At 66.4% G+C, this 22,201-nt stretch carries 20 protein-coding genes, 2 tRNA genes and 1 pseudogene; 1 reads left to right on the top strand and 22 read right to left on the bottom strand.

Annotation, left to right across the window (positions count from 1 at the left end):
• Positions 1–21 precede the first annotated feature (21 nt).
• The 12 genes from murG to EXR94_03885 form a co-directional block, all read right to left on the bottom strand.
• On the bottom strand, positions 22–1,122 hold the full coding sequence (murG, locus tag EXR94_03940) for an undecaprenyldiphospho-muramoylpentapeptide beta-N-acetylglucosaminyltransferase (GenBank protein MSR01878.1): 1,101 nt from the start codon (positions 1,120–1,122) through the stop codon (positions 22–24).
• Entirely contained in the window at positions 1,119–2,309 is a 1,191-nt protein-coding gene (locus EXR94_03935; GenBank protein ID MSR01877.1) for a cell division protein FtsW, read from the bottom strand. The genes murG and EXR94_03935 overlap by 4 nt, the downstream gene beginning before the upstream one ends.
• Positions 2,234–3,577, bottom strand: a complete 1,344-nt coding sequence (gene murD, locus EXR94_03930; GenBank protein MSR01876.1) for a UDP-N-acetylmuramoyl-L-alanine--D-glutamate ligase — start codon at positions 3,575–3,577, stop codon at positions 2,234–2,236. Before murD ends, EXR94_03935 begins: the two co-directional genes overlap by 76 nt.
• A 9-nt stretch (positions 3,578–3,586) precedes the next feature.
• The gene (locus tag EXR94_03925; protein MSR01875.1) at positions 3,587–4,714 is read right to left on the bottom strand and encodes a phospho-N-acetylmuramoyl-pentapeptide-transferase; all 1,128 of its coding nucleotides are present in this window, start codon (positions 4,712–4,714) and stop codon (positions 3,587–3,589) included.
• 11 nt (positions 4,715–4,725) lie between these two features.
• Positions 4,726–6,069 (bottom strand): UDP-N-acetylmuramoyl-tripeptide--D-alanyl-D-alanine ligase, encoded by a 1,344-nt coding sequence (gene murF, locus EXR94_03920; GenBank protein ID MSR01874.1) that lies wholly within the window; start codon positions 6,067–6,069, stop codon positions 4,726–4,728.
• Positions 6,069–7,538, bottom strand: a complete 1,470-nt coding sequence (locus EXR94_03915) for a UDP-N-acetylmuramoyl-L-alanyl-D-glutamate--2,6-diaminopimelate ligase (GenBank protein MSR01873.1) — start codon at positions 7,536–7,538, stop codon at positions 6,069–6,071. Before EXR94_03915 ends, murF begins: the two co-directional genes overlap by 1 nt.
• Entirely contained in the window at positions 7,535–9,493 is a 1,959-nt protein-coding gene (locus tag EXR94_03910) for a PASTA domain-containing protein (protein MSR01872.1), read from the bottom strand. Before EXR94_03910 ends, EXR94_03915 begins: the two co-directional genes overlap by 4 nt.
• 1 nt (position 9,494) lies before the next feature.
• Positions 9,495–9,806, bottom strand: a complete 312-nt coding sequence (locus EXR94_03905) for a hypothetical protein (GenBank protein ID MSR01871.1) — start codon at positions 9,804–9,806, stop codon at positions 9,495–9,497.
• Entirely contained in the window at positions 9,790–10,710 is a 921-nt protein-coding gene (gene rsmH / locus EXR94_03900) for a 16S rRNA (cytosine(1402)-N(4))-methyltransferase (GenBank protein ID MSR01870.1), read from the bottom strand. Before rsmH ends, EXR94_03905 begins: the two co-directional genes overlap by 17 nt.
• 59 nt (positions 10,711–10,769) lie before the next feature.
• Positions 10,770–10,844, bottom strand: a tRNA-Asp gene (locus tag EXR94_03895).
• Positions 10,845–10,877: 33 nt separating this feature from the next.
• A complete protein-coding gene (locus EXR94_03890; GenBank protein ID MSR01869.1) occupies positions 10,878–12,611 on the bottom strand; it encodes a hypothetical protein in 1,734 nt (577 codons plus the stop codon).
• 71 nt (positions 12,612–12,682) lie between these two features.
• A tRNA-Val gene (locus EXR94_03885) sits at positions 12,683–12,757 on the bottom strand.
• 870 nt (positions 12,758–13,627) lie between these two features.
• On the opposite strand from EXR94_03885, the gene EXR94_03880 reads away from it, so the two are divergent.
• Complete coding sequence (locus tag EXR94_03880; protein MSR01868.1) at positions 13,628–13,813, top strand: hypothetical protein; 186 nt, start codon at positions 13,628–13,630, stop codon at positions 13,811–13,813.
• 170 nt (positions 13,814–13,983) lie between these two features.
• Here EXR94_03880 and EXR94_03875 read toward each other — a convergent pair whose 3' ends face one another.
• The 10 genes and pseudogenes from EXR94_03875 to EXR94_03830 form a co-directional block, all read right to left on the bottom strand.
• On the bottom strand, positions 13,984–14,946 hold the full coding sequence (locus tag EXR94_03875) for a hypothetical protein (GenBank protein ID MSR01867.1): 963 nt from the start codon (positions 14,944–14,946) through the stop codon (positions 13,984–13,986).
• Positions 14,947–15,268: 322 nt separating this feature from the next.
• A pseudogene (locus EXR94_03870) lies at positions 15,269–15,436 on the bottom strand (DUF4388 domain-containing protein).
• Positions 15,360–15,542 (bottom strand): response regulator, encoded by a 183-nt coding sequence (locus EXR94_03865; protein ID MSR01866.1) that lies wholly within the window; start codon positions 15,540–15,542, stop codon positions 15,360–15,362. Before EXR94_03865 ends, EXR94_03870 begins: the two are co-directional and overlap by 77 nt.
• Positions 15,543–15,570: 28 nt before the next feature.
• Positions 15,571–16,095 (bottom strand): chemotaxis protein CheW, encoded by a 525-nt coding sequence (locus EXR94_03860; protein ID MSR01865.1) that lies wholly within the window; start codon positions 16,093–16,095, stop codon positions 15,571–15,573.
• Positions 15,932–16,924: an RluA family pseudouridine synthase gene (locus EXR94_03855; GenBank protein ID MSR01864.1), complete on the bottom strand. Its 993-nt coding sequence runs from the start codon at positions 16,922–16,924 to the stop codon at positions 15,932–15,934. Before EXR94_03855 ends, EXR94_03860 begins: the two co-directional genes overlap by 164 nt.
• A gap of 19 nt (positions 16,925–16,943) precedes the next feature.
• Positions 16,944–17,462, bottom strand: coding sequence for a signal peptidase II (gene lspA, locus EXR94_03850; GenBank protein ID MSR01863.1), 519 nt, complete (start codon positions 17,460–17,462; stop codon positions 16,944–16,946).
• Positions 17,446–17,829 (bottom strand): TraR/DksA family transcriptional regulator, encoded by a 384-nt coding sequence (locus tag EXR94_03845; protein ID MSR01862.1) that lies wholly within the window; start codon positions 17,827–17,829, stop codon positions 17,446–17,448. The genes lspA and EXR94_03845 overlap by 17 nt, the downstream gene beginning before the upstream one ends.
• Positions 17,826–20,978 carry an isoleucine--tRNA ligase gene (locus EXR94_03840; protein MSR01861.1) on the bottom strand — a complete coding sequence of 1,051 codons (3,153 nt, stop codon included), beginning with the start codon at positions 20,976–20,978 and terminating at the stop codon, positions 17,826–17,828. Before EXR94_03840 ends, EXR94_03845 begins: the two co-directional genes overlap by 4 nt.
• Complete coding sequence (locus tag EXR94_03835) at positions 20,979–21,512, bottom strand: DivIVA domain-containing protein (protein MSR01860.1); 534 nt, start codon at positions 21,510–21,512, stop codon at positions 20,979–20,981. It abuts the gene before it with no gap.
• Positions 21,509–22,195 carry a YggS family pyridoxal phosphate-dependent enzyme gene (locus EXR94_03830; protein ID MSR01859.1) on the bottom strand — a complete coding sequence of 229 codons (687 nt, stop codon included), beginning with the start codon at positions 22,193–22,195 and terminating at the stop codon, positions 21,509–21,511. The genes EXR94_03835 and EXR94_03830 overlap by 4 nt, the downstream gene beginning before the upstream one ends.
• Positions 22,196–22,201: the final 6 nt, after the last annotated feature.

Below are 22,201 nucleotides of genomic sequence, written 5' to 3'. Positions count from 1 at the left end.
CTAGGCTTGGGAAAGACCGGATCAGGACGCGAGTAGCCGTTCCAGGGCGGCGACGATCTCCGCGACCGCCCCGGGCCGGCCTCGCTGCCTGGCGGCGGCGGCCATTCGGTTGAGGCGGGGCCGGTCGCCAAGCAACTCGGCAATGGTCCGCCCGAGCATCGCCGAGTCGAGCCCGGTCTGGCCCAGCATGACCGACGCCCCGGCCCCGGCCATGGCGGCGGCGTTCTTGGTCTGATGGTCGGCGGCCGCGGTCGGGAGCGGAATCAAGAGGCTGGGCACGCCCCAGGCGGCCACCTCGGCGATCGTCATCATCCCGGCCCGGCAGACGACCAGATCGGCCACGGAGTAGGCGTCGGCCACCGGATCGAGAAACGCCACGACCTGCACGTGAGGGGGCGCATGGAGATGGCGGAAGTCAAGAAAGGTGGCCGTACCGGCGGCCCAGAGCAGCGTTAGGCGATCCGCCCCGCCCTGCCCGAGCCATTCGGCAATCATCCGATTGATCGCGAGCGAGCCCTGGCTCCCGCCCATCACGACGACGACGGCCCGACCGGGAGTAATGTGGAGCGCGGCGCGGGCCGCGGCTTGACGCTCGAAGGAGGGCGGTACGATCGGGCTCCCGGTCAACACCACTCGGGTGCGGGGGCCGGGCTTCAACGCCGCCGCCGCCTCTGGTGCGCCGAGATACACCTCCCGGACGCGCGGGGCGAGCCACCGGGTGACCAAGCCGGGGAATGCGTCCTGCTCTAGAATCGCCGTCGGGAGCCCCCGGCGAGCCGCCGCCCAGACGACCGGACCCGACGCGTAGCCGCCGGTGCCTAACACCAAGTCGGGATGTTCGCGGTCGAGGAGTTCGCCGACCAGCCGAATCAGCCGGACCGCCAACGCCGGCCATCGCAGGTTCTTCCACCACTGCTGGCGGTAGATCGGTTCGAACGGCAGGAGATGGAACGGAAAGGCCCGCTCGGGAAGCAACCGGGCCTCCACGCCGCGGGTGGCGCCAACCAACACGATCCGCCACCCCGGGTGCCGGGCCCGGAGCGCTTCGGCGATGGCCAGGGAAGGCATCAGATGGCCGCCGGTTCCGCCGCCCGCGATCATCACGGTCTTCGTCGCGGTCACGGCGGGCCCAGGCGCCCCCGCATCCGCCCCACACTGACGATCACCCCGACCGACACCAGGGTCACCATCAAACTCGACCGGCCCGCCGACATGAACGGAAGGGTGACGCCGGTCGTCGGCATCAACCCGACGTTCACGGCCATGTGCATCAGAGCCGTCAGCCCAACCGACGCGGTGAGGCCGGTGGCGAGATACTGCCCGAAGGGATCGGGTGCGGTGCGGGCAATCCGGAACCCGAGCCAGCAGAACAGGACGAAGAGGGCAAGGACGAAGAGCACGCCGAGAAATCCCCACTCCTCTCCGATCGTTGAAAACAGGAAGTCATTGGTGGCGTACGGGAGATACTCCAACTTGAGCTGTCCCTCCCCGAACCCCGCGCCCAGCAACCGGCCCGACGCGAATCCCTTGGTGGCTTGGTCGAGCTGATAGTTCGTCCCGGTGGCGCAATCGGTGGCGAGGCCGAGCCAGCACTTCGCCCGGGTGAACCGATACGGGACCGCCATGATCGAGCCCACGGCCAAAAAGACGGCCACCACCGTGACCAGCAAAAACTGGCCGATCCGGGCGCCGGCGGTGAACAGCACCACGCCCCCGAGCAGCCCGATGATCGTGGCGATCGAGAGATTCGGTTCGGCGAGCACCAGCAGCGCCACGAAGCCGGTGACCAAAAGCACCGGGAAGACGCCCATTGTGAACTGCCCGATCGTGTCGCCTTTTTTCGCGGCGATCATCGCGGCCCACACCACGATCGAGAACCGGGCCAACTCCGAGGGCTGGAACCCGACGCCGGCCACGCTGATCCACCGGCGAGACCCGTTGATGACCGCCGCCCCCGGCATCAACAGGGCAATCAGCAACACCACCGTCAGTCCCAGGAGCCACCAGGCGGCGCGGGTCCACCGGCGGTAGTCGATCCCCGCGGCGATCAACAACGCGACCCCGCCCGCCCCGGCTGCGGTGAGCTGCTTCAAGACTTCCCGGAACGCGCCGGCCTGGAAGGTGGCCGCCGAGTACAGGCTGACCAGACCAAACACCGTCAGGACGGCAGCGAGGACCACGATCAACCGGGTCTCCCACCGGTGATCGGCGGGATGGTCGAAGGCGGGACGGGTCACATGGCCTCCACGAGGGCCCGGAACCGGGCGCCCCGTTGCTCGTAGTTGGCGAACAGGTCGTAGCTGGAACACGCCGGTGACAGCAGCACTACATCACCCGGAGCGGCCTGAGCACCCGCGATGCCCATGGCCTCCTCGAACGTCGTCGCTTGTTCGACCCGGACCAATCCCCCGAGGTCCCCGACAATTACCGGGCGCGCCTCCCCAAAGGCGACGACGGCCCGGCACCGGTCCAGCAACGGGGCCAGGCGGTCGTACGGCTCGCCCTTGTGCCGGCCGCCCAAGAGCAGCACGAAGGGCCGCTGCATCGCCGCCACGGCCACCTCGGTCGACGAAATGTTGGTGGCCTTGGAGTCGTTGATCCACAGGACGCCCCCCACCTCCCTGATCGGCTCGATCCGGTGCGCCAGCCTCGGGGCGGTTTCCAAGCCCCGGCCAATGGCAGCCACCGAGGCGCCCAACCCATGGGCGGCCAGCGCGGCGGCCAGCGCGTTGGCCACGTTGTGGTCGCCCAACAACGGCAACCGGGACCGCTCGACGATCACGACGTCGCCGAGTTTCAGGCAGTCCCGCTCACGATCGTACCAGCCGTCGCTCCGGCCCCGAATCGAAAACCGGCGCCGCCGGCCCTTGGGTGACCCAAACCACGCCGCCGACGCCGGGTCATCCTCGTTGGTGATCCACAACGAGTCTCGGGTGGCGTTGGCGACCAGCCGCATCTTGTCGCCGTAGTAGGCGTCGATGGTCGGGTAACGGTCGAGGTGGTCGGGAGCCAGGTTGGTCAGCACGCCGACCGTCGGACGAAGGGTCGGCATGTCGTGCAGCTGAAAGCTCGATAGCTCGACCGCGAGCACCGCCGGCCGCTCGGCGGCCAGGGCGATCTCCGACACCGGCGTGCCGATGTTGCCCACGGCCCGGGCGGAAAGACCGGCGGAGGTCAGGAGGTGGGCCACCAAGCTCGTAGTCGTCGTCTTGCCGTTGGTGCCGGTCACCGCCGCAAACCGGACCTCCGGTCCCAAGGCCCGGAGCCCGAGTTCGGCCTCGGCCAGCACCAGGATCCCCGCCTCCCGAGCCACGACCACCGGCGGTGCGTCGGGCGGCACCCCGGGCGACAGGACGGCGGCACTGGCCCGCCGAATCCGGTCGAGATCATGGCTCCCGACGTCGACCGCCGCGCCGAACACCCGAAGGGCGGCGGCGGTGGCCTCGAGGCCGAGCCCGCGGCCCCCGTCTGACGCATAGACCCGGGCCCCGGCTTGGCATAGCAACCGGGTGGCGGCGGACCCGCTCCGGCCCAAACCGACGACGGCCACCTCACCCCGAAGGTCGATCCCGAACACCGGACGTGCCTAACGAATCTTGAGGGTCGCGAACGCGACCAGGGCACAGAGGAGGCCGACGATCCAGAACCGCACCACGACCTGGGTTTCCGCCCAACCCTTCTTCTCGAAGTGATGATGAAGCGGCGCCATGCGGAAGACCCGGTGGGCATCCGCATACTCCCGGCCCCGGGTCCGTTTGTAGAACTTGTAGACACCCATCTGGAGAATGACCGACATTTGCTCGGCGACGAACACCCCGCCGATGATCAACAGCAGGAACTCGGCCCGGAGCAGAATCGCCACGGTCCCAAGGGCCCCGCCGATGGCGAGACTTCCGGTGTCCCCCATGAAGACTTGGGCGGGGTGGGCGTTGAACCAGAGAAAACCGATTGCCCCACCCATCAACGCGGCACAAAACACCGTGAGCTCGCCGGCCCCTGGCAGATAGTAGAAGTTGAGGTAGGAGGTCATGTCGACGCGGCCGAATATGTAGGCAAAGAACGCGAACGCGCCGGCGGCAATGGCGGTCAGGCCCGTGGCCAGGCCGTCCAATCCGTCGGTCATGTTGACCGCGTTGCTGGTACCCGTGACCACCAACGTGACGAACCCGACGTACACCAGCGGCAGGAACAGCACCACCGTGTATTTGACGAACGGCAGGACCGTCGCCGTCGACGGCAACGTCGTTTCCGGGACGACCGGCTGAAGCCACAGGTATAAGCCCAGCGCGATGCCGAAGCTGCACTGGCCCACCAGCTTCCAGCGGGCAATCAAGCCCCGGGGTTTCCCCTGAACGACCTTCAGGTAGTCGTCCAGGAAACCGATCGCCCCGGTCCAGAGCGTGGCTAAGATGGCCACCACCACGAATCGATTCGTCAACGGGGCCCAGAGCAGGGTCGGCACCACAGTGGCCAGGAGAATGATGAGTCCCCCCATCGTCGGGGTGCCCCGCTTGGCCTCGTGCGAGGCAAGAAGCCCGGGTCGCACCACCTGGCCGACCTTGTGCTCGGTCAGTTGGCGAATGATGATCGGGCCGAGCCAAAACGACATGACCAAGGCGGTAACGACCGCGCCGGCAGCACGGAAGCTGATGTAGTTGAAGAGATTGAACAGGATGTGGTCGCGGCCCAACGGGGCCAACAGATGATAAAGCATTGGACTCGACTCTAGGTCGCCGCGCGACCCACCAGGTCAGGGATGATCCGTTCCAGCCGTACGCCGCGGGAACCCTTGAGCACCACGAGCTCGTCGCCCCGGAGCCGCTCCGCCACCAGCGGACCAATGGCAACCGCATCCACCGCCGTCACCAGTCGAGGGCCGAACTGGGCCCGGTGACGCTCGAGCGCCGGGACGAATTCTCCAACCGCCGCGAGCACTTCGGGATCGAGCGCCGCCAGAGCATCGGCAATCGCAACATGCTCCGCCGTGGACTGGGTCCCGAGTTCGCGCATGGTGCCCGCCACGAACACCAGCCGCCGGCCGGCCCGCATCGACCGAACGAGATCTACCAGAGCCCGGAACGAAGCTGGGTTCGCGTTATAGGAATCGTTGAAAATCGTCAGGCGACCGTGCTCGGCCACGTCGCCGCGGCCAGCCGGAAGAGTAAACGATTCGAGCGCCCGCGCCACCCGGGTCGGCGGCAAACCCAGGGCCTGGCCAACCGCCCAGGCCAGCATGGCGTTCTTGGCCTGATGAAGCCCGTACTGGGCCACGGTAAAACTGACCTCGCCCACCGTGACCCGTGGCCGGCCACTCGGTTGGACCACAACCTGATCGGGCACCACATCGGCACCCGAAAGCCCCGCGGTGACAACCCGCCGGGCCACTGGTCGGGCGCCGGCTGCCAGATCCGGATTGTCGACGCCGACGATCGCCAACGGAACGTCCCGTACCAGAGCCAGCTTTTCTTCCAGGACCCCCGCCAGCGATCCAAACCCCTCGAGATGGCCGGCGTCGACGTTGGTGATGACCGCGATGTCCGGCTCGATGATCTCCCGGTATCGGGCGATTTCGCCCGGCCGGTTCGCCCCGGCCTCTACCACCATGGCCTCGATTCCCTCCGGGCATTCAAGAATCGTCTGCGGCACGCCCACCAGGTTGTTCAGGTTCAGACGGGTGGCATGGGTCCGGTACCGGGTGCCGAGCATGGCCGCGAGCATTTCCTTCGTCGACGTCTTGCCGTTGGTGCCGGTTACCGCAACCACCGGTCCTGGACACTGCCGCCGCCGGTGACGAGCGAGCCATCCGAACGCCCGGAGGGGGTCGTCCACCTCATAGAGCCGGAGCCCCCCGACCGGCTCGGTGCTCCGGCGAACCACGGCCGCGGTGGCGCCGGCCGCCTGGGCCTCGGAGAGGAACGCATGGCCGTCGAAGCGCTCACCCTCGAGGGCCACGAACAACGCGCCCGGCCCGATCTGCCTGGTGTCGGTCGCCACGCCACTGTAGCCGATACTCGACTCACCGGAGCCAAGGCCGAGGGCGATCCGAACCGATTCATCGGTCCATCGCATCACGAACCCCTGAGCGCGTCGGCCACGATGGTCCGTTCGTCGAACGGGACCGACTCGGTCCCGATAATCTGGTAGGTCTCGTGGCCCTTCCCGGCCAACAGCAGCGTGTCGCCGGGCCGAGCCTCACCTAGCGCCCACTGGATCGCCGCCCGCCGGTCCGGGATCCGGCGCACCGTGGCTCCAGCCGGAATACCTGCCAGGATGTCGTCGATGATTCGTTCGGGATCCTCGGTCCGCGGGTTGTCCGACGTAACCACGATCAGATCGCCGAGGTCGGCGGCGATCCGTCCCATGATCGGGCGCTTCCCGGTGTCCCGGGCGCCGCCGCAGCCGAACAGCACGATCAGCCGGCCCGTCGTCAGCGGACGGAGCGTGCGGAGGACCCGCTCGAGCGCGTCGGGTTTGTGGGCGTAGTCGCGGAGCACCACGAACGGCCGTTCGACCAACCGCTCCATCCGCCCGGGGATCTGCGGCGCGGCGGCCAACCTCCGTGCCACCGACCGAATGTCAATCCCAAGGCCGAGGGCGACCGCGGCCGCCCCGAGCCCGTTCGACACGTTGAATTCACCGGGTAACGGCAATTCGAGCTCGGCCGTGCCAAACCGACCGGTCAGGGTAAACCGGCTCGAGACCGGTCCGAGGTGAACCGCCTCGGCGCGCACCGATGCTCCTGGCCGGAGCCCGAACGTCAGGACCTTCGGCCTAGCCTCGAGGCCCGCCCACGCCGGATCGTCGCCGTTCACCGCCGCGATTCCGCCGGGAGCGAGATAGTCGAACAACTTGAGCTTGGCGAGGCGGTACTCGTCCATGGTCCGGTGATAATCGAGGTGTTCCCGCGACAAATTGGTGAACACCGCCCCATCGAACCGGAGGCCGTCGAGCCGCCCCTGGTCAAGACTGTGCGAGGACGTTTCCATCGCGACCCGGTCGACGCCCGCGCTAACGAGGCCGGCGAGCGTGGCCTGCAGATCGACGGGACCCGGCGTGGTCAGCGAGCCGGCTGTTGAACGGATCGGCCGGTCCGATCCGTCGAAGGCCCCGAGGGTCCCGATGCTGCCGGCGGTTCCCCGCTCGTTCAACAGGTGCCGCACCAGCAGCGTGGTCGTTGTCTTCCCGCTGGTACCCGTCACCCCGACCAGCGAGAGCCGGCGGCCCGGATCGCCATACCAGGCGCGGGCCAGGGCGATCGCCGCACGGCGGCCATCCGTCACGACGATCTCGGCTACGGCCAGACCGGATGGCCGCTCCACGACCACGACCCCAGCGCCGGCGGCCACGGCCGCGGCGAGAAAACGATGCCCGTCGGCCTCTAACCCCCGGACCGCCACGAAGATGCCTCCGGGCTCGACCGAACGGCTGTCAGTCGTGATACGCGCCAGGGCCGGAAGCCGCGGTGGGGCGGCGACCAGCAACGACTCGGCTCGGAGCGCCGCGAGCAATTCGGCGGGATCGGGCGGCATCGGGGTCATGAGGGACGTTCCGGCGCGGCGGTGACTGTGACCACCATGCCCGTGCTCAAGGAGTCACCGGGCTCTGGAGACATCCGGACCACGGTACCCCGGCCCTCAAGGCGGACTCGAAACCCTCGGCGGTGCAGCGCCACCGCCGCCGCCCGGACCGACTGACCGACCACATCGGGAATCTCCGCGATCCGGCCCGGCGTCGGCCCGGCAGGAGGGAGCGGGAGTCCGACCCATTTGACGTCACCGCGGTTGACGACCTCCGACCGGGGTTCGGGACGTTCAATCCGTGACTCCGCCAGTATGGCTCGGTCCAAGGTCGTTCGCCGGGCCGCGAGGGCCTGGCGCAGCATATCGCCGACCAGCGGGGCCGCCACCAAGCCGCCGGAATAGGCTCCCTGCGGGTCTTCGATCCGAACGACGAACACCAGTTGAGGGGCCCGGGCCGGATACATGCCGGCAAACGAGGCGGCGTGTTTGTTGGTGTACTGACGGTTTTCGACCAGCTTGGCCGTCCCGGTCTTGCCTAACACCGATCCCTTGACCTGGGCCCGTCCTCCGGTCCCCGAATCGGCGGCGGACAGGGCGAGGAATTGCCGCAGTTTGGCGGCCACTTCCGCCGACACAGCATTCCGCACTACCGTCGGCCGGTGCTGGTAGATGATTTCCCCGTCCGGGCGGCGGATCGCCTTGACGATCGCGGGCACCAAGAGGTGCCCTTGGTTGGCCAGCGCGGCGTAGGCGGCCGCCAACTGAACCGGGGTGACCATGAGCGCGTACCCCATCGCCGTGCTCGGGCCGGTCCCGCCGGCCCGCCAGGTATGGGCACCCGGCAGGACGCCGGGCTCTTCAAACGGAAACTCCACCCCCGTCGGCGACCCAAGGCCGAAGCGGCGGAGCGCGTCATAATGTTGGGCCGGTGTGAGCCGGGTCGAGAATTTCGCCATGGCCACATTGCTGGAAACCTGAATCGCCCGGGCCAACGTCACCGGAATCTTCTGGGGATGGTCATCCACGATCGGCTTGCTCCGCCCCGGCATGGGCCATCGGCCATTCTCGGGGGAGACCGTATCGTCGCCATCCACCAAACCCAACTCGAGCAGCGCCGCGGCGGTCAGGGGCTTGGCTGTCGAGCCCGGCTCGAAGGCACTGGTAAAGTACGATGCGCTCGCCATCGGCTGCCCATCGTCGGTGACCTCCCGCGACGCGGCGGCCAGGATCTCACCGGTCCGGGGGTCGAGAAAGATGACGTCCCCACGTTTGGGATGAAACGCCTCGAACGCGGCGGCCAAGCCACCTTCGGCGATTTCCTGCAACTCTTTGTCGATGGTCAGAATCACGTCGTGACCCCGCGTCGGGAGCCGAACGACCCGCCCCGGCGATTCGTAGGTTCGGCCGCTGGCGTCTTTGAGCAGCACGGTTTCGCCAGGGAGGCCTTGGAGGAGTGAATCAAGAAAGCGCTCGAGGCCCGTTGCGCCCGAGGAGCTGTCGGCCGTGAGCGAGCCAATCAGGGGCCGGGCCAGCGGACCCGAGGGGTATTCCCGGCGGTAGATCGGCGCCAGATGCACGCCCCGGATCTCTCGCAACCGGCGGACTTGGCCGGCGGTGTACGGCCCGTGAGCATAGAACGGCTCGTCCGAGCGCAACGCCGCCGCCAATCGGTCGGACTTTCCGCCGATGTCCGACCGGAAAACTCTGAGGAGGGTGGGCTTATCTTTGACTTGTTCGGCCGCAATGGTGACATGATACCGTTCGAGCGAGGTCGCCAGCGGTGTCCCCCCCCGATCGTAGATAACCCCGCGGGGTGCCTCGAGATATTTGTGTTCCGTGCGCTGGCGCGCCGCCCGCTTGGCGTAGTCCCCGCCCCGGACCAGCTGGAGATAACCAGCCCGCCCGGCCAGCGCCAACGCCCCGATCAGGAGCCCGACCTGAATCGCCTGAATGCGGGTTTCCGGCTTGGCCATACTACCGGTTCCGCCCGTCAACGGTCGAATCGCCCATCATCAGAATCGTCATCGCAGTATCGGGCGGTACGGCCAGTCCGAGGCGGGCGACCTTGGGGAGCAAGACCTGCGCGGTCGAGGCCACTTGAATCCGCCGTTCGGTCTGGGCGTGGAGGGCTTCGAGCCCGCCCCGGGTTTTCTTGAGCTCGCGGAGCCGCGCGGCGACATCATAGGAGGCCGTCTGGCGGAGCAGAACGGTGACCGCGACGGCGAAGAACCCGACCAACCAGAAGGCCAGCCAGTAGCGCCCGCGGGCCTTAGCTCGGCGCGCCATCAGTCCGCTCGAAGACCCGAAGCTTGGCGCTCCGGGCCCGCGGATTGAGCCGAATCTCGTCCTCGCCGGCGCCGACCGGACGCCTGGTGACCAAGCGGCCAAGGGGCCGACCCCGACAGACACAGCGCGGATGGGTGGGTGGGCAAATGCAGGCTTGACTCCAATCCCGAAAGGCGTTCTTGACCAGGCGATCTTCGCCGGAATGATAACTAATCACGGCCACAGCCCCACCGGCGGCCGAGAGGTCTCGCAGCCGAGGCAGCGCGGCGGCGAGGCCGGCGAGTTCGTCGTTGACGGCGATGCGAAACGCCTGGAAAATTCGGGCAAAGTCGGCCGGGCCGCTTCGGGGACCTAACGCCGCCCGGATGGCGTTGACCAAGTCATCGCTGACGAGGAACGGACGGGTGCCCCGCCGCCGGACCAACTCGGTTGCCAGCCGACGGGCCCGGGGTTCGTCTCCGTAGTCGGCCAACCATGTTGTCAACTCGGCTTGGCTCGCTTCGGCCAACAGATCGGCGGCGGTGGTTCCGGCGCGGGCCATTCGCATGTCGAGGGGGGCCCCGGGCCGGAACGTAAATCCGAGGCCATCATCGTCGAGTTGTCGGGACGAGACGCCCAGGTCGAGTAGAATCAGGTCGGGGCCGAATCGGCCAATCTCGGTCAAGGTCTCGGAGTCGAACGCGCTCCCGAGCAGGTAGGTAACTCGCTCGTCTCCCAGGCGGTGCCGGGCCCTGGTCAAGGCCACGGGATCGCGATCAATCCCCAGGACGGTGGCCCCCCGGGCCCAGAACAAGCCGGCGTGACCGCCATCGCCCAAGGTGCCGTCGACGACACGCCTGGCCCCGCCAACCATGGCCAGCAATTCGGCGCCCAAGACGGGCTCGTGGAACGAAGGAATGGTCACGGTGGCCTCAAAGCAATCACCCCGCCTCGGACGAGACGGGGTGATTGGAACCCGGGAAACGGGGCTGACGGGGCTCGAACCCGCGACCTCCGCAGTGACAGTGCGGCGCTCTAACCAAGCTGAGCTACAGCCCCAAAGTCCTTACGAGCCGCGGAATATAGAACCGCTCAGTTGCCCTTACAATAGGCCTTCTTCATTTGCGCGATCCGCGGCCCGTATCCGGCATCGAGGGCCTGGATCCGCTGCCCGACCACCTCGGGCTGAATCGGCTGTCCGGCTGTCAACGCGGCCTTCGTCTCGACAATCCAGGCATCGAGAATACTCACAGCATCGCAACTCTTGGTGTTGACGACATCAGTGTCTTTGGTCGGCACCTGGCCGAGCAGGCCGAAGCCCAGGACGTAGCTGGCCAGTTGGTGGGCCCGACCACCCGGCCGGAGCAGGCCGGCTGCCTTTTTCCCGATCTCGGCCGCCAGCGGGAAATCGATCGGCTGGGTCTGGAGGATCGGAAGGCCGGCCTCTTGGGCCAGGACGCTCCCGAGATTCGCCTTGTCATTGTCCTGGCCGTTTTGTTCGACCAGCGCCCCGAGCTCAGTGGCCTCTCGGAACCGCTTCTCCTTGAGCAAGGCCCGGACCGACCGAATAACCGGGCTCATGTCGACCTTGTCGACCACGATCAGCCGCCGAGTCACGGCGACGGCGCTGTCCACCGGGCCGGTCAGTTCGTAGCCCTTGACGAGCTCATTGAGGAGCGACGCATTGGTCGGGAACTTCTTCGCCGCGAACTCGCCCCACTTGACGTAGATCGCTCCGTTCGACGAGTCACGCGAGGCGACGTACAGCACCTTCGCCAGATTGAACGTGTCGGCCTTGGCGGTATCGAGCGTGAATACCATTTCCATGGCCTTGATGGCGCAGAGGTTCTTTTCCGCTTTGTCCTGCACCAGACACGCCGTGGCCAGCAGGTTGTGCATATCGGGGTTGGACGGGTCCCGCCCAATGGCGTCCTGAGCGATCTGCTCGCCGAGGTCCGACTTGCCGGCGGCAATGAAGTATCGGATGGCCTCTTCGACGACCTTCTGGTTGTTCGGGGCCACCAAGATCAGTTGGCGGTACGAGTCCAGGACGTTGACGGTGTCGCCTCTGGCTTGATGCTGTCCGAGCAAACCGCCGAGCACCTCGACGCTCAACCGGTCGCCGAGCGAGGCATTTCTGAGGTGGCCGATGATCTGATCGGCCGGCGCCTTCTTGGCGATTCCAATCTTCGCGAGGCAGAGTTCGGCGGGGCCGTGATTCGGCTGGACCTTAAGGGCCTTGGTGGCCGCTCCGATTGCCTTGTCCCCTTGGGTGGCCGCCAAATCGTCGCAATTTTTGGATTCTTGGAGCGCGTTGAAAGCGCCCCGAAGCGACTCGCCGAGCTTACCACCAAAATCCTCGAAGCTCTGGCCCGTGGCCTGAGTCATCGAGGCCATGTGCCCCGTCTGGTCATTGCCGGCCAGCAGTCGCACCTCAATGCTGACCCGCCCACCCTCACCGCGGCTCAACGTGCCGACCACGATGGCCCGGGCCTGGAGCTGGGTGCCGAGTTGGCGGGCGACCAACGGCGGCAGCACGGCATCCGGCGGGTAGCCGTATTGAATCAACGCATCGTTCATCTGAGTGCGTTGAATCGTGTTGTACCACTTGTCCGCGACGCCTTCGATCTTCTCCCGCATCCCGGTGCCGACCCGGACCGCGGCCGCGGAGTCCGCGGCCTGAAACGAATGCGGATTCGCAATCAACAGACGCGGCAGGTTTTTCGGCGCTGTCGGCGGGCGGCTCGCCCGCAATTGGGCGTGCGTCGGCGCGACGGCAGCGGCCGTCAGAAGACCAAGCACGAGGGGAGAAACACGGAAACGCATTCTTGACAACCTCCCTACGAGGTCACCCGGGTCCGGGTGGCGGATCCGCCGCCAGAGTTGGCGACGGAACATGGGCGAAGAGGGATTCGAACCCCCGACATCCTGCGTGTAAGGCAGGCGCTCTGAACCAGCTGAGCTATTCGCCCGAGCGGGCACGAGAGATCTGCTGTGACTACGGCATCCATGGAGACGCGTTTTCACGCCATCCATGCACGGGAGAACGGCCCGCACCGGACTGCTACAACGCGATAGCCAAGGGGAACAGTACGCAATACCCGATGACGAGCAAGACGGCCGCGAGGCTTGGCTTGCCTGCCGACAATACCATATAACCGACGACCAGACACCCGACCGCCATCGCCAAAACGATGAGGTTCCGCGGGCCGAGCAGGCCTCGACGAGTATTGGGGGGCGCATCCGTTTGGTGCATAAGGGCTTGAGAATATGACAGGAGGGTCAGTTGGTCAAGCTTCGTCGTCAGTTTTGGGCTGATCGGCTGGCCGTCGCTCCATGGCGTCACCGTTTGGCACATCCCACCCAAGGTCCAGCGCGGCCCGGCGCGACCGATCGCGGCCCCGACGGAGCCAGTACCCCGCCCCGAGGAGCAGGGCGACGACAACCCAGACGCCGCCACCCAAGAACCAGAGGCCCAGGCCGTAGCGTCGTTTGACATCCTTGCGCCAGGCCTCCTCGAACCGATCCGTCGAAAGACCGGTCGTGAGGATCACGGCGCTGTCGAACGGCACCCCGGCGGCCAGCCGGGCAATCAACGGTTCGAGCGACCGGGTGGGAATTCGTCGTTCCAGAAAGGTCACCGCGGTGCCGGCGAGCGCATAGGCGGCCTCCGCCGTCGATTGGTTGCCGCGCAATCCAGCCGCGAGGGCATCGAGACTCGGGACCTTCCCGCGGGCCACCGTGAGATTCAAGGCCAGCCGGTCGAACCGGCTAAACTCGGCAGCGGCGATGACCGCGTACCCTTCGTCGAACCAGAGCGGCACTCGGCCTCGAATGGCCTGATGCAACGCGACGTGGGCGAGTTCGTGTCGGAGGACCCGAAAGGGATCGTCACCGTCGGCTCGGACGAGGACGAACCGGGCCGCCGGCAGGGCGAGTCCGGCACCCCAGCCCGGGACTCGGCCCCGCGAAATGGCGTTGAACCGTTCCTGGCCGCGGACGACGACCAACACCAGCGGCCCGAGTGACCGCTGGCCCAGGCGATACCAGGTGGCGGGCCGATCGGCCTGTTCGGCCAACGCGACCGCGAGATCGAGATCCCGCGGCAGAGCAGCCGCCCGGATTTGTCCAACCTCAACCGTTTTCAGGCTGTCGGTGCCGGCAGCTTGGGCCGCCCCGAGACGGGCGCCGCCGAGGATCAGGCCGAAGCCGAAGCGCGCGGCACGGTGCCGCCACGCTCGACCGATTCCAGAAGTTCGCGGCAACGGACTGACCAAGGTGCAAATCCATTCGCGGTGGCGCCCTTGCTCCAAGTGGCCTTGGCCCCGGATTGATTGCCGCCGAACCACTGAGCCCGCCCGAGGTCGTAATACGCCTCGACAAGACTTGGGCCGAGCGAGACCGCTTTGCTCAAGAACGCCTCCGCGTCGAGATCCATCTCGCGCTCGAGGTACCCGAGTCCCAGGTAGTAATTGGCGTACCGAATGGCCTTCCGGTCGTTGCCGAGGCGGACGACCCGGCTGAGGTGCTCGATCGCTTCGCCGAAGATTCGCTTTCGGAGGCAGATGTACCCCACGTTGACGCGCGCGAGGGCGTTGCCCGGCTCCTCGGCCGACACCCGGGAGAAGGTGACCAGCGCTTCGTCGCATTTGAGGTCGAGCATCTGGGCCCACCCCAACAACGTCTGGGCATGGAGATCTCCGGGGGCGAGTTCCAACGCCCGGGTCAGTGCCTGCGTGGCGGCCGCGTGATCGCCCAAAGCAATGAACGACCAGCCCTTCTCGATATAAGTCGACGCACCCAAATGGTCGGCTCGGGTCTCCGGGCGGATTGCCGCCAACTTCGGCCCGGTGACGTCCTCGGCGCCAATCTGTTTGTACCGGTCGACCAGACCCTTGATCCTGTCGCGGGTGGTCTGGAGCTCGGCGATCGCGGCGTCCGTTGCCTTGAAGACGGCAATGATTCGACGCTTCAATTCCTCCTGGTTGGCCACCGCCGTTGCCAACTCGAGGCTGGTTTCGAGGAGCGCCACTTCCCGGCGCAGCGAATCGGCCGACTCGGTCACAGGGCCTGGCTTCCGCAATGACGCCGAGGAGGAACGGATCCGAGCCTTCGGAGGGCCGAAGCTCGACGACGCGACGAAACTCCCGGGCCGCCTCATCGAGCATGTCGGTGCGGAGGAACGCAATGCCCAGATTGCGATGCTCTTCGATCTGGACCTCGAGGAGCCGGGCCGGCGTCGTCTTCGATGATGTGCCGACGCGTTGGGCCAAACCCGCGGTGATCAGCCCGAACAGGGCCTGGCCGGCGTCGAAATCGGCTAACGCGGAGGCCTCGATGACCTCACGAGTATCACGGACCCCGTCAATCAGCGGGAGCACTCGCCGCTGCGCTTCGGTAAACGCCAGCGATTCATTGGCCAAGGCGTTGCGGTCGAGGGCAAACACCAGGTCGAAACTCGGGATCTTCTTTTCGATCAACGTCCATTCGTCGATCCGCCGGGCCCCTTCAAGAAGGAGATTTTCGGGGCTGATGCGATCGAGCTCGCCCTCCCACTCGGGCTTCACGCCGGCGTCAAACGTGAAGCCGCCCTGGGTCCAGGCGAACAACGTGTACACGGAGTCCGCGATACTTGCTGACCGCTTGGTCACCCGTTTCCGCCTCGCCGACCACCTCGAATCCCGCTTGACGCAGGATATCGGCGATCATGGTTCTCATAAACATCGCGTCATCGCAGACCAGAACAGTTTGCGCCACAGGCCCCTCCAGCGACCTGAGTCAGAGCTTACCCGAGCCGGTCGAATACCGATCCGAGCACGGATGCAATGTCTACCGAATCGATTCCGGTCGTTCCGGTATCGAGGTCAAGCACTTCGTCCACGCCAAGCCCGATCCGTCCCCCGACGGCCCCCAACACCGCGAGCCCCTTCGACACCCCAGGACCATCGCCGGGCAGGTCAAACAGCTCCGCGCCCCGGGCCACGGTCACGAGGGTACCGCGAATGTTCACGACGCCTTCGACCGGGGATGCAACTCCCGGCACCCGGACTAGACTGAATCCCGTGCAAACTTCGCGCACACTCGATACGGGGAGGGCGAACTGGCGCCCGCCGATCCGACAGGCCACCACCTTGCCGACGGCCACGTCAGGCACCAGGACTCCCATCGAACCCAAGACAGGCCAGCCAATCGGCCGGATCAACTTGCCCTGCAACGAGTTGCAGAGCTGGTCGGAGGTCGGACGGCCAGTCGGCCGAGAAGGATAGCAGCTCGGCGGTGACCGGGTGTTTAAAGGCCAACCTGGCCGCATGGAGGGCCTGCCGGCCCACCAGGGCGTTCAGGCGTTCCGCGAAAACTCGGCTCGCGCCGGTCATTCGGCGAGGGCCGCCGCCCCCGTAGACTCGGTCGCCTACCACTGGGTGTCCAATCTCTTGGAGGTGGACCCGGATCTGATGGGTCCGTCCGGTGTGGAGCTCGGCCCGAAGCAGTTCGGCGACGTCGAACCGGGCAATCCGATGGAAATCGGTCCGGGCGGGCCGGCCATCGGGGCGGACGATCATCCGCTTCCGGTCGGTCGAGTGGCGCCCGACCGGGGCCGACACCTCGACCAAGGGGCTGTCGAGGTGGCCCCAGGCCAGGACGGCGTACGTCCGTTTGACCTGCCGGGCCGCGATGGCGGCCCCCAGGCGCCGATGGGCCAGATCGCTCTTGGCAATGACCATGAGCCCCGAGGTGTCCCGGTCCAGCCGGTGGACGATGCCGGGCCGGCCGGCACTGCCGTCGGAGAGCGAAGTGCCCCGGGCCACCAGCGCGTTGACCAGGGTGTCATCCCAATGGCCCGGCGCCGGGTGGACGACCAACCCGGCCGGCTTGTCGATCACGGCGAGATGCTCGTCCTCGAACACCACCACCAGCGTGATGGGATGGGGGGTAATAACCCGAGGCGGCTCGTCGTCGTCGAACGCCACTTCAACCGCTTCCGTCCGGCTGAGGAGTCGGGAGGCGCGAGCCACCAGGCCGTTGACGGTGACGGCGCCGGCCGCCACGAGTCGGGCGGCCTGGGTTCGGGACAGACTGAGCTGATCGGCAAGAAAACGATCGAGGCGCTCGGTGGCGGGGGCCGCGACGGAGAAGGCGATCGTGATCAGGGGGTACTCCTCAGAGAGACGACGGTGTGACGGCGGCTTCTTTTGCTTTCCGAGCATCCTCGAGCCAAAACGAGATCGCGAGCGCGACGGCCCCGCAACTGACTCCCATATCGGCGACGTTGAACGTCGGCCACCGGGTCATCCCAATGCCGACGTCGATGAAATCGACCACGCCGGCCGCCCCGCGGATCCGATCGATCAGATTCCCGGCGGCCCCGCCAACGACGAGCGCCGCGGCAATCTGCCGAAGCCTGTCATTCCAATCAGCATCGCGGGCCTTCCAGGCAATCCCGACCACCGCCACGGCCGCGATGACCATGAAGATCCACCGCGAATAGGGACCGAGGGACAGACTGAACGCCGCACCCGGGTTGTAGGCAAGCCGCCAGCGAAACCACTCGCCGAGGACATTCACCGGTCCGTACGGGGTCAGCGTGGACTCGGCCCACCGCTTGGTGGCATAATCAGCCACAACCCACACCAGGGCCAAGGGCCAGAAGGCGCGATGCCAGCTACCGCCGTTTTTCATCCTCTTCCTTTTCCTTGCACCCGATGCAGAGCCGGGCGTGCGGCAACGCGTCGAGCCGCTCGAAGCTGATGTCCTTGCCACAGGTATGGCAGCGCCCGAACGTCTCCGGAGCAGCGTACAGCCGCCGGAGGGCCTGGTTCACATGCCAGAGGTAGCGACCCTCCTGGGAGGCGAACAGAAACTGCTTCTCCCGCTCCATCGTATCGGTGCCTTGATCGGCCATGTGGAACGAGTAGGACGAGAGATCGCCGTCGGAGTTCTGCTGGGTCGAGTTGAACGCGTCGTCGTAGTAGCCCAACTCCTTCATCACCCGGGCTCGCTCGTCGCGCAGTCGCTGTTCCAAATGCTTCAGTTGATCCTTCTTCATGACACCCTCAGTGGTGCGTGGGACGCCGCTCGGCCAACCGCGAGCGTCACCTGGTGATCGTCGATACGCGCGTCGTCCCGCGCGTCACGTGGGTCCAATACTTCGTCAATCAACAACCGCTCGGCCAAGGTTTCTCCCTGGACGAAATCGTGGTGGGCGCGAACGGCTTCAAGCACCGCAGCATCGCCCGCGACCGACAACACGATCCGGGTGGTATACTCGTACCCGGCATCCTTCCGGAGCCGCTGAACCCGGCTGACGATCTCGCGGGCCAGACCGTCCCGCGCCAGGTCGGGTGTGATTACCGGATCGAGCGCAACGACAAACGGGCCGGCGCTTTGGACCAGCCAATCGCTGGTCACTTCCCGTTCAATGAGAACATCGTCGGGTCCCAGGTCGATGGCGGTCCCTTCGAAGTCGGTCGTGACCGTCTCTCCGTGGTCGAGGCGATGCAGGTGCCCGGCGGGCAGCGTGGCGACGAGCGCGGCCACCCGCGGCGTGTCTTTGGCGAACCGCTTGCCGAGGTTCCGAAAGTTACCCTTGGCTTTGAGCCGAACGAGATCCCGATCGGAACTGACGACCTCGACCGCTTTGACATTCATTTCCTGCGCCAAGAGCTCCAGCAAGTCCCGGAACCGAGCATTGTCGACCTCCTTGGGAACCGCGACCCGCATCGTCCCGAGGGTTTGACGGACCCGACGGTTGCCCGCTTCACGAGCGCTCCGGCCGAGCGACGCCAGTCGCCGGATCCCGTCCATGGCACGTTCGAGGTCGGGATCGATCACGCCGGAGTCGGTTCGCGGAAAATCGGCGAGGTGGACGGATTGGCCCACCAGTGCTTGATGCATCCAGTCGCTCGCGAACGGCGCGGCAGGCCCGATCAGCCGGGTAACGGTGACCAGGCACTCGGCCAGAGTGGCGGCCGCCGCCGGATCGGCATCGCGTCCGGGCGCCCAGAACCGAGCCCGGCTTTGCCGGACATACCAGTTCGACAGCTCGTCGACGAAGTCCATGACCGCCCGGACCCCGGTGGTCGCATCGTACCCGTCCCAGGCCGCCGTGACCGCCTGAACCGTCGAGGCCAACCGGCTCCGGATCCATCGATCGAGGAGCGAGTCGGAAAGAGCGGGCGCCGGGGCCTCGGTGACGTACAGGGCGAAGAAATTGTAGGTATTCCGAAGGGTGTTCAGAAATCCACCCGCCGTGTCGGGAATGGCCGCCCGGTCGAAGGGTTTTGGCAGCCAGACCTGACTTGAGGCAAGGAGGTAGAGCCGGACCTGGTCGGCCCCGAACTCGCCCACCGCCGCCCACGGATCGACGACGTTGCCCTTGCTCTTCGACATCTTTTGGCCCTCGGCGTCGAGGACCAGCTCATTGACGACGACGTTGCGGTACGGGATTTCATCGAAGACCGCCGTGCCAATCGCCAGCAGCGAGTAGAACCAGCCCCGGGTCTGGTCGACGCCCTCACAAATGAAATCGGCCGGAAAGTGCCCCTTGAACTCGGCCTGGTGCTCGAAGGGATAGTGCCATTGGGCATAGGGCATCGAGCCCGAATCAAACCAGGTGTCGATGACCTCCGAGACCCGCCGCATCGTACCACCGGCCGGCGCCGGCCACGTCAGGTCGTCGATGAACGGCTTATGGGGATCGAAATCCTCCGGCAGTTTTCGGCCCAGATGCCGTTCGAGATCGGCCAGACTCCCGACGACCTCAATGACATCGGGATCGGCATCCGAGACCCAGATTGGGAGGGGCGTACCCCAGTACCGGTCGCGGGAGAGGGCCCAATCGACATTATTGGCCAGCCACTCGCCAAACCGTCCCGTGCCGACCTCCGGCGGGTGCCAGTTGATCGTCTGGTTGAGGGCAACCATCCGCTCTTTGACCGCTGAGGTCCGGACGAACCAGGAATCCTTGGCGTAGTAGATCAGCTTGCTCTTGCACCGCCAGCAGTGAGGATAGCTGTGGACGTACTGCTCCGTCTTGAGGTGGTGGCCGTCGGCCTTAAGCCGCCGGATGATCAGCTCCGTGGTGCTGTCGGCCGTGACCAACGCTCCCTCGAGCTCCAGCCAGGCCGAACCGGTAAAGGTCCCGTCGGGCGCCACCGGCCGAAGCATGGCCAGCCCGTGCTGCTGCCCGGTGGCATAGTCTTCAGCGCCGAAGGCCGGCGCCATCCCCACGATACCCGAGCCGTCGGCGGCCGTCACAAAATCGGCCCCGACCACTATCGAGTGGGCGCCAGGCGGCATCGGGAACACGTCGATCGGCCGGCGGTACGGCTTCCCAACCAAGGCGGCGCCCAACTCCACCGAGTCCGGTGCCGGCGGCGGGGCATCCTTGCCCGACAGGAGGATCGACGCCCTCGCGGTCGTGACAACCAACCGGCGCCCGTCGGGCATTCGATACGTACCATACTCGAGGTCAGGGTGGACCGCCGCGGCAACATTGCAGGCCACGGTCCAGGGTGTCGTGGTCCACACCACCAGTTCCCGGCCGGTACCGTCCTCGAGCGGAAAGGTTACATAGATCGATTTATCCCGGACTTCGGCGTAGCCTAACGACAGCTCGTGACTCGACAAGGTTGTTCCGCATCGTGGGCAGTACGGGAGCACCCGGTGGCCGCGGACCAGCAACCCCTTTTGATGGAGTCGTTGGAGCAGCCACCACACCGACTCGATATACTCCTTCGTACAGGTGACATAGGGACGGTCGTAGTCGAGCCAATACCCGATCCGGTCGGACAGCGCCACCCACTCATTCTGATAGGTGAACACGCTCTCGCGGCAGAGTCGATTGAAGGCTTCGACACCGAACGCCTCGATGTCTTTCTTGCCTTTCAACTGGAGTCGCTTCTCGATTTCAATTTCGACCGGGAGGCCGTGGGTGTCCCAGCCGGCAATCCGGGTCACCGCCCGCCCCTGCATGGAGCGGAACCGGCAGAACAGATCCTTGATGGTCCGCGAAAAGACGTGGTGAATCCCGGGCCGCCCGTTTGCCGTCGGCGGCCCTTCGAAGAAGACGAAGGGTGGGTCGCCCTTCCGGCGGGCCTCGACCTGATGGAACAGCCGGTCGACTCTCCACCGCTCAAGCACGCTCTGCTCGAGACGATCGGCACCACCGTCCGGCCAGACCGGGAAACGCCCCATCTAGGCGGGCCTCGGCAGCCAGGCGTCGGCGCGAGTGTCCGCGGACGCGAGGGCGTCGAGTTCGTCGAGCTCCCGTTCGAGCGGGCGGCGATCGCTGGTCACATACGCCAAGAATTGCTGCCGCACCGTCTCACTCGAATAGTGAAGGCGCTCCTCGCTGACCCGGGCTTGCTCCATGAGGCGCTCCGCCTCGTTTCGGGCCTCGAGCAGCGTCTGGTCGGCTTGGCCTCGGGCCCGCTGAAGCATCGGGCCGGCCTCCTTGTCCGCCTGGGACTGAACGTCGGCCCGGAGCTGTTGCGCGGCGATCAAGGCATCGTTCATGGCTCGTTCGCGATCGCGGGAGACCTTCAACTGCTCCATCATGCCTTGGAGGCGATCGTTGATCTGCCCCCGGTCCCGCCAGAGCCGGTCGAGTTCCTGGGCAATCCGTTCCTTGAAGTCATCAACCTGTGAGGGGTCGGAGTCCCGCATCGCCCGGCCACATTCCTGATGTCGGACATCATGCGCGCTGAGTTGGAACCCGTCTTCCGTCATGGCTCCCGCCTTCCAAACAGAATCGTCCCGAGCCGCACCAAGGTGGCGCCTTCCTCGACCGCCGCTTCAAAATCGCCCGACATGCCCATTGAGAGCTCGGCCACCGGAGTCCCCGCTGATTCCAATGCCTGCTTGAGTCCCCGCAGCCTGCCAAACGCCGCTCGCTGGACCCGTTCGTCGTCGGAGAGTGCCGCCATCGTCATCAGACCCCGAAACTCGAGCCCTGGCTTGGCGATGATGCTGGCCACCAACGCGGGGGCGGATTCCGGCCCCACTCCGCCCTTCTGGGCCTCACCGCTGCAATTCACCTCGACGAGCACCCGCTGCCGCCCCGCCGCCGCGGCCCGGCGATCGAGAGCCTCCGCCAACTCCTCTCGGTCGACCGAATGAATCAGTCGAAACCGGCCGAGGACCTGGCGCGCCTTGTTGCGCTGAAGCGATCCGATCAAATGCCAACCGACGGCCTCCAGGCCAATCTCGTCCTGCTTCGCGAGCGCTTCCTGAACCCGGTTTTCGCCAACGTCAGTGAGGCCGGCTGCCATCGCGGCCCGGACCGCCTCTGGCCCGTGGCTCTTCGTCACCGCGATGATCGTGACCGGATGCGCGAACCCGCCCCGGGCCTGGGCCCCGGCGATCTGCTCCCGAATCTCGGCCAGCCGCCCCGGCAGGTCCTCGTATCCCATAACCGT

The organism is Gemmatimonadota bacterium (assembly GCA_009692115.1).
Classification (GTDB): domain Bacteria; phylum Gemmatimonadota; class Gemmatimonadetes; order Gemmatimonadales; family GWC2-71-9; genus SHZU01.
The sequence above is the reverse complement of the archived record's forward strand: the minus strand, read 5'-3'. Positions and strand labels throughout refer to the sequence as shown.

Excerpts from the sequence above, each read along its gene's own strand:
- EXR94_03830 (MSR01859.1), bottom strand. The coding sequence starts at position 22,195 with ATGGGATACGAGGACCTGCCGGGGCGGCTGGCCGAGATTCGGGAGCAG.
- EXR94_03905 (MSR01871.1), bottom strand. The coding sequence starts at position 9,806 with ATGGCGCGCCGAGCTAAGGCCCGCGGGCGCTACTGGCTGGCCTTCTGG.
- EXR94_03875 (MSR01867.1), bottom strand. The coding sequence starts at position 14,946 with ATGAGGCGGCCCGGGAGTTTCGTCGCGTCGTCGAGCTTCGGCCCTCCG.
- lspA (MSR01863.1), bottom strand. The coding sequence starts at position 17,462 with ATGAAAAACGGCGGTAGCTGGCATCGCGCCTTCTGGCCCTTGGCCCTG.
- EXR94_03840 (MSR01861.1), bottom strand. The coding sequence starts at position 20,978 with ATGGGGCGTTTCCCGGTCTGGCCGGACGGTGGTGCCGATCGTCTCGAG.
- EXR94_03915 (MSR01873.1), bottom strand. The coding sequence starts at position 7,538 with ATGACCCCGATGCCGCCCGATCCCGCCGAATTGCTCGCGGCGCTCCGA.
- EXR94_03890 (MSR01869.1), bottom strand. The coding sequence starts at position 12,611 with ATGCGTTTCCGTGTTTCTCCCCTCGTGCTTGGTCTTCTGACGGCCGCT.
- EXR94_03925 (MSR01875.1), bottom strand. The coding sequence starts at position 4,714 with ATGCTTTATCATCTGTTGGCCCCGTTGGGCCGCGACCACATCCTGTTC.
- EXR94_03910 (MSR01872.1), bottom strand. The coding sequence starts at position 9,493 with ATGGCCAAGCCGGAAACCCGCATTCAGGCGATTCAGGTCGGGCTCCTG.
- murF (MSR01874.1), bottom strand. The coding sequence starts at position 6,069 with ATGCGATGGACCGATGAATCGGTTCGGATCGCCCTCGGCCTTGGCTCC.
- EXR94_03880 (MSR01868.1), top strand. The coding sequence starts at position 13,628 with ATGCAACGCGACGTGGGCGAGTTCGTGTCGGAGGACCCGAAAGGGATC.
- EXR94_03860 (MSR01865.1), bottom strand. The coding sequence starts at position 16,095 with ATGCGGCCAGGTTGGCCTTTAAACACCCGGTCACCGCCGAGCTGCTAT.
- EXR94_03845 (MSR01862.1), bottom strand. The coding sequence starts at position 17,829 with ATGAAGAAGGATCAACTGAAGCATTTGGAACAGCGACTGCGCGACGAG.
- EXR94_03835 (MSR01860.1), bottom strand. The coding sequence starts at position 21,512 with ATGACGGAAGACGGGTTCCAACTCAGCGCGCATGATGTCCGACATCAG.